This is a genomic window from Phenylobacterium sp. (assembly GCF_025351295.1).
Lineage (GTDB): Bacteria > Pseudomonadota > Alphaproteobacteria > Caulobacterales > Caulobacteraceae > Phenylobacterium.
On record NZ_JANXWD010000007.1, the window covers coordinates 1 to 9,920 of the forward strand.

Consider the following 9,920-nt stretch of genomic DNA (forward strand, 5'->3'; position numbering starts at 1 on the left):
CGTCGGGCGCCGCCGCCGCCGGAGCCGCCGCAGGGGGCGCCGCCGCCGCGGGCGCGGTGGTGTCTTGAGCGAACGCCGGCGCTGCCAGCGGACCCCCTATGACCAGGGCCGCGAGCGTGAGCCCGACCAGCCGTTTCATTCCGAGTTTCATGCTTATCCCCTTGTCCCGCTCGCTACAGCGCCGCTGCGCCGGTCTCGCCCGTCCGGATGCGCACGGCTTCCGTGACGTCGAGGACGAAGATCTTTCCGTCGCCGATCTTGCCGGTCGCGGCGGCGGCCTTGATGGCCTCGACCGCCTTGCCGGCCGCGGCGTCGTCGACGACCGCCTCCAGCTTCACCTTGGGCAGGAAGTTGATCTGGTATTCCGCCCCCCGATAGATCTCGGTCTGGCCCTTTTGCCGGCCATAACCCTTGACCTCCGACACCGTCAGACCCTCCACGCCGGCCCCGACGAGCGCTTCGCGCACGTCGTCCAGCTTGAATGGTTTGACGATCGCCATGATGAGTTTCATCCACTCGCTCCCGCGTCCGGCCCTGAGGGCGGGCCCAACCCCTCTCGATTCGTTCAAAGACCGCCGCTGAAGGCTCCCCATGGCAGCGGTCTGGCCGACGCTATGTCCCGGGGCGGCGGCGGGCGCCGCGCTGGCCTTACGCTTTCGTGAAGAACCCCCGGGGCCGCCCGTTTCTTGAGCGTCGCGGGGTCAGGGCGCCTCGCATTTCATCAAACAGGGGGTACGGGTGGCGACAACCGGTTCTTGACGCCGCCGCAGGCCGTCGTAAATCCGGCGCTTTCCGCGCCTAGTCTCATCACCCCGTGAGACGGGAACCGTGTCAGTCTCTCCCGCGTACTCCCGGCGGCCCGCCTGCGAGGTCCGTCTGCCAGCCAGAGCCACAAGGAACCTGAATGTCGCCGACCCGCCTTCTCCTCGCCGCCGCCCTGGTCCTGACGCCGGGAGCCGTGCTCGCCCAAACCCCGGCCGCCGCTCCCTCGGCCTCCATGGCCGCCGCGCCGATGGCGGCCATGACCAAGCCCGTGACGGTGCAGGGCGACCTGATCGACACCCTGAAGCTGAACGGCCAGTTCAACACCTTCATCAAGGGCGTCGCCGACACCAACCTGACCGGCCTCCTGAAGAGCAACGGCAACCTGACGGTGTTCGTCCCCACCGATGCGGCCTTCGCGGCCATGCCGCCGGCCGACCTGGCCAAGATCACCTCCGACAAGATCGCGATGCAGAAGTTCCTGATGCACCACATTGTCAACGCCCCGATCCCGACCACCAAGATCAAGGGCGTGAAGGGTCCGATCCCGTCGGGCGCCGGCGACCAGATCCTGCTGGACGGCAGCGACCAGGGCGGCGCGCTCAAGGTGGACGGCGCGACCATCATCCAGGCCGACGTCAAGACCGCCAGCGGCCTGCTGCAGGTGGTGGACCACGTGCTGGTGGCCGGCCAGGGCGCGCCGGAACCCGCCGCCGCCCCGGCGGCGCCGAGCGCGGGCGCCAACGTCTCGGCTACCGCGCCGGCGAAACAGTAGGCGCCAGCGGGAACCAACCGGGCGCCTGAGCCGTACAGGGTCAGCACATCGAGAATGGGCGCCAGATCGCGCAACATTCGGAAGGACTGACCATGAAGCTCATCCACCTTACCGCCGCCGCCGCCGTCGCTGCCCTGATGGGCGGCGCGGCCTACGCCCAGCCGCCGCAACCCGTCGCGCCCACTTCGGGTTCGGTGACCGGCGACTGGAACGGCGCCCATGCGCCCTCGGACGACAAGCAGTACCAGGAGAAGATCCACGTGCCGTTGGGCGTGGCCGCCGACACCTCCGCCACGGTCGCGGCGGAACCGCCCGCGCCGATGGCGCCCGCGCCCACCGCGTCGATGACCACCACGACCACCACCATGGCGCCTTCGGCTCCGGCCGCAGTCACCGCCGGCGCCGACGTCGCCACCACGGCCCCCACCACCTTCACCAACCTGACCGTGACCAACGGCCCGGTCGCGGACACCGCCGAGAACCGCGCCAAGTACGGCCAGCCGATGTCGCACGCCGGCAAGCGTACGCCCGCCAAGGGCAACTAGCCCCGGACGCCGCGGCGTCTGAACGGTTGAAGCAAAGGTCGGCGGGCCCTATGGTCCGCCGACTTTTTTTGGGCCTGCGAACACCTGTCCCCCGATGCCTAAACAACCATTGTCTTTTCAGGGCCTTATCCTGAAACTCCATGACTATTGGAGCCGTCAGGGCTGCGCGATTCTGCAGCCGTACGACGTGGAGGTGGGGGCGGGAACCCTCTCGCCGATGACCGTGCTGCGCACGCTGGGCCCCAAGCCGTGGAAGGTGGCCTATGTCCAGCCCTCCCGCCGGCCGGCCGACGGGCGCTATGGCGAGAACCCCAACCGCCTGCACCAGCACCACCAGTACCAGGTGATCCTGAAGCCCAACCCGCCGAACCTGCAGGAGCTATACCTGGGCTGCCTGGAGGCGATCGGCATCGATCCCCTGCTGCACGACATCCGCTTCGTCGAGGATGACTGGGAGAACCCCACGGTCGGGGCCTGGGGCCTGGGCTGGGAGGTCTGGTGCGACGGGATGGAGATCACCCAGTTTACCTATTTCCAGCAGGTGGGCGGTCTGGACGTGTTCCCGGTGGCCGGCGAGCTGACCATCGGGCTGGAACGGCTGTCGCTGTACCTGCAGGACAAGGAAAACGTCTACGACCTGCGCTTCAACGACGAGTTCCTCTACGGCGACATCTATCTGGCCAATGAGCAGCAGTTCTCGGCCTTCGAGCTGGAGGTCGCCGACGTGGCCACCCTGAAGCGCCAGTTCGAGGACATGGAGCGCGAGGTCCCGCGCATCCTGGGCCACACCGGCCGCCAGGGTCAGCCCCTGGCGCTGCCGGCCTATGACCATGTCCTGAAGGCCAGCCACCTGTTCAACATCATGGACGCCAGAGGCGCCATCGCCGTCGCCGAACGCCAGAGCTACATCGGCCGCATCCGCGACCTCTGCAAGCTGTGCGCCGAGGCCTGGGTCGCCGGCGAAGGCGGGAACGCGTGATGTTCGAGCATGCGGGAATAGCGCCTGGAACGACAGTGCGCGCCAAGGGCCTCCGCCGGCGGATGACGTGGTCGGAGCAGGCTCTGTGGAAAGAACTGCGCAAGCTGAGCGCGAACATCCGACGCCAGGCGCCGGTCGGTCGCTACATCGCCGACTTCGCCTGTCACAGCGGCAAGCTGGTCATCGAAGTCGATGGCGGCATTCACGAGCGGTTGGATGAGGTCGCCCTTCGCGACGCCGAACGCCAGCGCTGGCTGGAAGGTGAGGGCTACCGGGTGCTGCGCTTCACCAATCGCCAAGTTGAAGACGACGTCCTCGCCTGCGCCGATGCGGTTCGACTGGCTCTAGCCCTCTCCCTCGATGGGGGAGGGTTGGGTGGTGGTGTGGCCTCTGAGCCGGTGGAAATGCGCGAGTGGGCGCCGGCGCCGAACGGTGCTTCCGACATCACCGCCCTGCACTCACCACCATCCCCGGCCCTTCCCCCATCGAGGGGGAAGGGAGAGCGCTTTTCCGGCGGCTCTCAGCCTGATCGGGCCGGAGAGTAGTCATGCCCCAACTCCTGCTCGAACTGCTCTCCGAAGAGATCCCCGCGCGCATGCAGGCGCAGGCGGCGCGCGACCTCGAACGCATGGCGCGTGAGCGGCTGGCCGCCGAGGGGTTGCTGCCCGAGGCGCTGAAGACCTTCGCCGGCTCGCGGCGCCTGACCCTGGTCGCCGAGGGGCTGCCGGCGGCGCAGAAGGACCGCCACGAGGAGCTCAAAGGCCCCCGCACCAACGCCCCCGAACAGGCGCTGGACGGCTTCCTGCGCAAGACCGGCCTGACCCGCGACCAGCTGATCGAGCGCGACGGCGTCTGGTTCGCCCACCTGCACAAGGCTGGCCGGCCGACCTCGGAGATCGTGGCCGAGATGGTCGAGGCCATCGTGCGCAACTTTCCGTGGCCGAAGTCGATGGTCTCGGGCGTCAGCAAGCTGCGCTGGGTGCGCCCGCTGCGGCGCATCCTCTGCGTGTTCGACGGCCAGGTCGTGCCCTTCGAGATCGACGGCATCCCCTCGGGCGACACCACCGAGGGCCACCGCTTCATGGGCTCGCACCAGCCGTTCACGGCCCGCGACTTCGACGCCTACGCCGAGAAGCTGGCGAAACACTACGTGGTCCTGGACGTGGAAGAGCGGAAGGACCGCGTCCTGGGCGCCGCGCGCACCCTCTGCTTCGCCCGTAACCTGGAGTTGGTCGAGGACCAGGGCCTGCTGGACGAGGTGGCCGGTCTGGTCGAGTGGCCGGTCCCGGTGCTGGGCGACATGGACCCGGACTTCCTGGACCTGCCGCCCGAGGTGATCCGCACCTCCATGCGCGTCCACCAGCGCTTCTTCGCCGTCCGCGACCCGCGCACCGGCAAGCTCGCCCCGCACTTCGTCACCGTCGCCAACATCGACGCCAAGGACGGCGGAACCACCATCGCGCTGGGCAACGCCAAGGTGCTGCGGGCGCGGCTGGCGGATGCGCGGTTCTTCTGGGACGAGGACCGGAAGATCAAGCTTGAGGATCGGCTGGAGAAGCTGAAGGGCGTGACGTTCCACGCGAAGTTGGGGACGATGTATCAACGCGTTGATCGCATCGCGTCCCTCGCCGCGCTGTTGGCGCCGAGGGTGCAGGCTGGACCGGAAACCCGCGCGAAGGCGATCACCGCGGCGCTTCTGTGCAAGGCCGACCTTGTGACCGGCATGGTCGGCGAGTTCCCTGAACTTCAGGGGGTCATGGGGGGCCACTATGCGGTGTCCGAGCAGCTTGATCCGTTAGTCGCAGACGCCATTCGTTCCCACTACAAGCCGCAGGGACCAAGCGACGACATACCCGCGAACTCCGTGGGTGTGGTTGTCGCTCTTGCCGACAAACTGGACCTCCTTGTTAGCTTCTTCAGCATCGGAGAAAAACCGACGGGCTCGCGTGACCCCTTTGCGCTGCGGCGTGCGGCGCTTGGCGTGATCCGAATCATCCTGGCGCACGAGGTGAGGCTCAACCTGCTGCCAATCTTACGCGACGGAGCATTGGAGCACCTCTTCTACGAGGATGACGCTCAGTTGGATCTGGCGTTTAGGTTAGGTGAACAGTTCCGGGCTGTGGCTCAACTTGAGCATCGCGCCAGAGACGATGAGCAGGCAATCCACGCGGCGAGAATGGCTCGACTCAGTGACGAGACCATCTCCGACCGCATCAACGGCCAAGCGAGTGAGGTGCTCGGCTTCCTCTCTGAGCGTCTCAAGGTGCAGCTACGTGAAGAAGGTCAGCGGCACGACTTGGTAGACGCGATCTTGGCGGCGGGCGATGACGACCTCGTCAGCATCGTGGCGCGGGTGACCGCGCTTGACGCGTTCCTGAAGACTGACGACGGGGCCAACCTCTTAGCCGGCTACAAGCGCGCCGTGAACATCCTCCGGGCCGAGGAGAAGAAGGGCGCATTGCCGACGGGGGCGCCTGTGCAGATGGCGACGTCGTCCGCCGAGGAGTTGGCGCTGATCGCTGCGACGGAAGACCTAGCCGCCAAGCTCGAGCCCGCCCTGTTTGCCGAGGAATTCGCGGATGCGATGAAGGCGCTCTCCAAGCTCCGCGCGCCCGTCGACGCCTTCTTCGACAAGGTGTTAGTGAATTCGACGGACAATGCGGAACGTGACAACCGGCTGCGCCTTCTCGCGAAGGTGCGGCACGCCATGGGGCAGGTGGCGGATTTCTCCCAGGTTACGGGCTAGCTGAAGGACGACGGAATGGCCGATACGATGGTGAAGACGCGCTGGGTCTATGCCTTCGGGGGCGGCAAGGCGGACGGCGATGCGTCCATGAAGGACCTGCTGGGCGGCAAGGGCGCGAACCTTGCCGAGATGAGCGCGCTCGGACTTCCCGTGCCGCCCGGCTTCACCATCACCACCGAGGCCTGCGTCCACTACTACGCCAACGCCAGCAGCTATCCGCCCGACCTGCGCGAGCAGGTGGCGGTCGGCCTGAAGACCGTCGAGCAGATCACCGGCAAGACCTTCGGCGACGCCGGCAACCCGCTGCTGGTCTCGGTGCGGTCCGGTGCGCGCGTATCGATGCCGGGGATGATGGACACGGTCCTGAACCTGGGCCTCAACGACGCGACCGTGGAGGGGCTGGCCAAGCTCTCCGGCGACCGCCGCTTCGCCTTCGACAGCTATCGCCGCTTCATCCAGATGTACTCGGCCGTGGTGCTCGACCTGGACCACCACATGTTCGAGGAGATCCTCGACGACCATAAGGACCGCCTGGAGGTCTATGTCGACACCGGCCTGACCGCCGAGGACTGGGAGGCGGTGGTCGCCGACTACAAGGCCGCCGTCGAGCGCGACCTGGGCAAGCCCTTCCCGCAGGACCCGCATGAACAGCTGTGGGGCGCGGTGGGCGCGGTGTTCGCCAGCTGGATGAACGACCGGGCCAAGTTCTATCGCCGCATGCACGACATCCCAGAGAACTGGGGCACCGCCGTCAACATCCAGTCGATGGTGTTCGGCAACATGGGCGACGGCAGCGCCACCGGCGTGGCCTTCACCCGCAACCCGTCCACCGGCGACAACCGCCTCTACGGCGAGTTCCTGATCAACGCCCAGGGCGAGGACGTGGTGGCCGGCATCCGCACGCCCCAGCCCCTGACCCGGATCGCCCGCGAGGAGATGGGCGACACCAACGCCTCCATGGAAGAGGTGCTGCCGGAGGTGTTCGTCCAGTTCAAGGCGGTCGTGGAGAAGCTGGAGAAGCACTACCGCGACATGCAGGACATCGAGTTCACGGTCGAGCAGGGCCGGCTCTACATGCTGCAGACCCGCAACGGCAAGCGCACCGCCAAGGCCGCGTTGCGGATCGCGGTGGACCTCGCCAGCGAGGGCCTGATCAGCCACGCCGAGGCGGTGATGCGGGTCGAGCCCTCGTCCCTCGACCAGTTGCTGCACCCGACCATCGACCCCTCCAGCCCGCGCGACGTGATCGCCACGGGCCTGCCGGCCTCGCCCGGCGCGGCCACCGGCAAGGTGGTGTTCACCGCCGAGGAGGCCGAGAAGCTGGGCGCCTCAGGCGAAGCGGTGATCCTGGTCCGCGAGGAGACCAGTCCTGAGGACATCCGCGGCATGGACGCCGCGCGCGGCATCGTCACGGCGCGGGGCGGCATGACCAGCCACGCCGCCGTGGTCGCCCGCGGCATGGGCCGCCCCTGCGTCTCCGGGGCCGGCGAGATCCACATCGACAAGCGGGTCGGTGAGTTCCGGGCCCGCGGCAAGACCATCCGCGAATACGACATCGTCACCATCGACGGCTCGACCGGCGAGGTGCTGCAGGGCGTCGTCAAGATGATCGAGCCGGAACTGAGCGGCGACTTCGGCACCCTGATGACCTGGGCCGACGAGGTCCGCCGCCTTAAGGTGCGCGCCAACGCCGAGACGGCGCTGGACGCCCAGACCGCGCGGCAGTTCGGCGCCGAGGGCATCGGCCTCTGCCGCACCGAGCACATGTTCTTCGATCCCGCGCGGATCGCCGCCGTGCGCGAGATGATCCTGGCCGACGACGTGGCCGGCCGGAAGCTGGCGCTGGACAAGATCCTGCCGATGCAGCGCAAGGACTTCGTCTCGCTGTTCGAGATCATGGAGGGCCTGCCGGTCACTATCCGCCTGCTTGACCCGCCGCTGCACGAGTTCCTGCCGCACAACGAGGAAGAGGTGGAGGCGGTCGCTGCGGCCACCGGCCTGGACCCCGCCAAGCTGCTGCGCCGCGCCCAGGAACTGCACGAGGTGAACCCGATGCTGGGCCACCGCGGCTGCCGCCTGGGGGTCTCCTATCCGGAGATCTACGAGATGCAGGTGCGCGCCATCATCGAGGCGGCCTGCGAGGTGGCGGCCAGCGGCCGGCCGGCCCCGATCCCGGAGATCATGCATCCCCTGGTCGCCAAGGGCGAGGAGATGAAGTTCCTCCGCGAACTCACCGACCGGACCGCCAGGGAGGTGCTGGCCGAGCAGGGCCGCACCATCGAATACTTGGTCGGCACCATGGTCGAGCTGCCCCGCGCCGCCATCCGCGCCGGCGACCTCGCCGAGTACGCCGAGTTCTTCTCCTTCGGCACCAACGACCTCACCCAGACCACCTTCGGCATCAGTCGCGACGACAGCGGCCGGTTCCTCAACGCCTACATCGAGAAGGGCATCTTCGAGCGCGACCCGTTCGTGACCCTCGACCAGGAGGGCGTCGGCGACCTGATCCGCATCGCCGCCGAGCGCGGCCGCGCGGTCCGGCCGGACGTCAAGCTGGGCATCTGCGGCGAACACGGCGGCGACCCGGCCTCGATCGCCTTCTGCGAGAGCGTCGGCCTCGACTACGTCAGTTGCTCGCCCTACCGCGTGCCGATCGCCCGGCTCGCAGCCGCCCAGGCCGCCATCGGCGAGCGGGAAAAAGATAGATAAAACAAAAGATGTCATCCCGGTTTGCGCCGCCGGCGCAAGACCGGGACCCACGATCAAGCTCCGCATCCCGCAAGTTCGACCCCATGCGCCCGGTCGTGGGTCCCGGTCTTTGGCTGCGCCAAAACCGGGATGACATGGTGGTTTGCAACGGACGGGCGTTGCTGTGGACTCGTCACGCCAGATGCTATATTCAACCATTGTGTTGAATGTGTCCCGTGACAGCCTGAGCACGTCGCTGATCGCCATGGCGCACCCGGTGCGGCGCGGGGTGATGGACCGCCTGCAGCGCAGCCCGGCCCGGGTGACGGACCTGGCGGCGGGGTTCGACATCTCGCTGGCGGCGGTGTCGCGGCACGTGAAGGTGCTGGAGGACGCGGGCCTGGTGGCGCGGACCATCGAGGGGCGCGACCACATCATCGCCGGGCGGCCCGAGGGCTGGTCGGAGGCGGCGGACTGGATCGACGAACGGTCCAGGGCCTGGGGCTTGGGCCTGATGGCCCTGAAGACCATCCTGGAGGCCGAAGATGGCGATCGCTGAAGTCCTGCGCGCGACGACATCCATCACCATCCGCGCTTCGATCGGCGCCAAGGAGCGCCTGAGCCTGACCCGCCCCTAACGGCTTAGCGAACGCAACCGGTCCCCGCCTGTTTGAAGGGCCGGCCGGGAACGCAGCCGACGAGTAAAGGAAAGGCCCGCCCATGAACGAACTGACCATCTGGACCTACGACTGGGTGCCTGAAGGCCCGCGTGGCTTCGTGCGCGACCTGCGGCTGAGGTGGGCCTGTGAGGAAGCCGGCCTCGCATACGACGTTCGGACGATCCCGTTCGACGGCCGCGAGACCAACCATCTCGTGCGCCAGCCTTTCGGCCAGGTTCCGTACCTTAACGACGGCGACCTCGAGATCTTCGAAAGCGGTGCGGGGCTGCTGCACCTGGGCCGGAAGAGCGAGAAGCTGATGCCGACCGATCCCGCGGGCGAGGCCGAAACCCTGCAATGGGCGATCGCCGCGCTCAACTCGATTGAGATGGTCAGCGTCCCGTGGTGGTTCCTGAAGATGTGCGGCGATGCGGACAACGGTCTTACCGGATGGATGACCCGGCGCCTCGACCATGTCGAACAGGTATTGAGCGAGCGGGAATGGCTCGCGGCCGACCGCTTCACCGTCGCGGACCTGCTGATGGCGGATGTGCTTCGGGTCGCCGACGTCCGCGCGTTCGGCGATCGGCCGGCGACGGAGTCCTATGTGACCCGAGTAACGGATCGACCGGCTTTCAAGAAGGCGAAGGCCGACCAGATCGCTCTATTCGACGCGGCGGACGCCATGAGGACAGGTTAGAGCACGACAGCTTGAAGTGGATTCCGGTTCAAGCGCCCGTCGTGCTCTAAACTTTTGATTTAGAGC

General features: G+C 67.5%; 9 protein-coding genes. 8 read left to right on the forward strand and 1 reads right to left on the reverse strand.

What is annotated here, in order from left to right; genetic code table 11:
* Positions 1-173: 173 nt before the first annotated feature.
* Positions 174-512, reverse strand: coding sequence for a P-II family nitrogen regulator (locus Q0R13_RS00855; RefSeq protein WP_293898039.1), 339 nt, complete (start codon positions 510-512; stop codon positions 174-176).
* A gap of 392 nt (positions 513-904) precedes the next feature.
* Here Q0R13_RS00855 and Q0R13_RS00860 point away from each other — a divergent pair, with 392 nt between their 5' ends.
* From Q0R13_RS00860 to Q0R13_RS00895, 8 genes are all read left to right on the forward strand, one after another.
* On the forward strand, positions 905-1,537 hold the full coding sequence (locus Q0R13_RS00860) for a fasciclin domain-containing protein (RefSeq protein ID WP_293898042.1): 633 nt from the start codon (positions 905-907) through the stop codon (positions 1,535-1,537).
* Between the two features lie 92 nt (positions 1,538-1,629).
* Entirely contained in the window at positions 1,630-2,082 is a 453-nt protein-coding gene (locus Q0R13_RS00865; protein ID WP_293898045.1) for a hypothetical protein, read from the forward strand.
* A 94-nt stretch (positions 2,083-2,176) separates the two neighbouring features.
* Positions 2,177-3,061, forward strand: coding sequence for a glycine--tRNA ligase subunit alpha (locus Q0R13_RS00870; RefSeq protein WP_293898048.1), 885 nt, complete (start codon positions 2,177-2,179; stop codon positions 3,059-3,061).
* Entirely contained in the window at positions 3,061-3,606 is a 546-nt protein-coding gene (locus Q0R13_RS00875) for an endonuclease domain-containing protein (protein ID WP_293898051.1), read from the forward strand. The genes Q0R13_RS00870 and Q0R13_RS00875 overlap by 1 nt, the downstream gene beginning before the upstream one ends.
* A 2-nt stretch (positions 3,607-3,608) precedes the next feature.
* The gene (glyS, locus tag Q0R13_RS00880) at positions 3,609-5,807 is read left to right on the forward strand and encodes a glycine--tRNA ligase subunit beta (RefSeq protein ID WP_293898053.1); all 2,199 of its coding nucleotides are present in this window, start codon (positions 3,609-3,611) and stop codon (positions 5,805-5,807) included.
* A 15-nt stretch (positions 5,808-5,822) separates the two neighbouring features.
* Entirely contained in the window at positions 5,823-8,516 is a 2,694-nt protein-coding gene (gene ppdK / locus Q0R13_RS00885; RefSeq protein ID WP_293898055.1) for a pyruvate, phosphate dikinase, read from the forward strand.
* A gap of 208 nt (positions 8,517-8,724) precedes the next feature.
* The gene (locus tag Q0R13_RS00890; protein WP_293898058.1) at positions 8,725-9,054 is read left to right on the forward strand and encodes a metalloregulator ArsR/SmtB family transcription factor; all 330 of its coding nucleotides are present in this window, start codon (positions 8,725-8,727) and stop codon (positions 9,052-9,054) included.
* Between the two features lie 161 nt (positions 9,055-9,215).
* The gene (locus tag Q0R13_RS00895; RefSeq protein WP_293898061.1) at positions 9,216-9,854 is read left to right on the forward strand and encodes a glutathione S-transferase family protein; all 639 of its coding nucleotides are present in this window, start codon (positions 9,216-9,218) and stop codon (positions 9,852-9,854) included.
* The last annotated feature ends 66 nt before the right edge of the window (positions 9,855-9,920 follow it).

Bases quoted from the DNA above. Each gene is read 5' to 3' on its own strand.
- Q0R13_RS00855 (WP_293898039.1), bottom strand. From the start codon at position 512: ATGAAACTCATCATGGCGATCGTCAAACCATTCAAGCTGGACGACGTG.
- Q0R13_RS00860 (WP_293898042.1), top strand. From the start codon at position 905: ATGTCGCCGACCCGCCTTCTCCTCGCCGCCGCCCTGGTCCTGACGCCG.
- Q0R13_RS00865 (WP_293898045.1), top strand. From the start codon at position 1,630: ATGAAGCTCATCCACCTTACCGCCGCCGCCGCCGTCGCTGCCCTGATG.
- Q0R13_RS00870 (WP_293898048.1), top strand. From the start codon at position 2,177: ATGCCTAAACAACCATTGTCTTTTCAGGGCCTTATCCTGAAACTCCAT.
- Q0R13_RS00875 (WP_293898051.1), top strand. From the start codon at position 3,061: ATGTTCGAGCATGCGGGAATAGCGCCTGGAACGACAGTGCGCGCCAAG.
- glyS (WP_293898053.1), top strand. From the start codon at position 3,609: ATGCCCCAACTCCTGCTCGAACTGCTCTCCGAAGAGATCCCCGCGCGC.
- ppdK (WP_293898055.1), top strand. From the start codon at position 5,823: ATGGCCGATACGATGGTGAAGACGCGCTGGGTCTATGCCTTCGGGGGC.
- Q0R13_RS00895 (WP_293898061.1), top strand. From the start codon at position 9,216: ATGAACGAACTGACCATCTGGACCTACGACTGGGTGCCTGAAGGCCCG.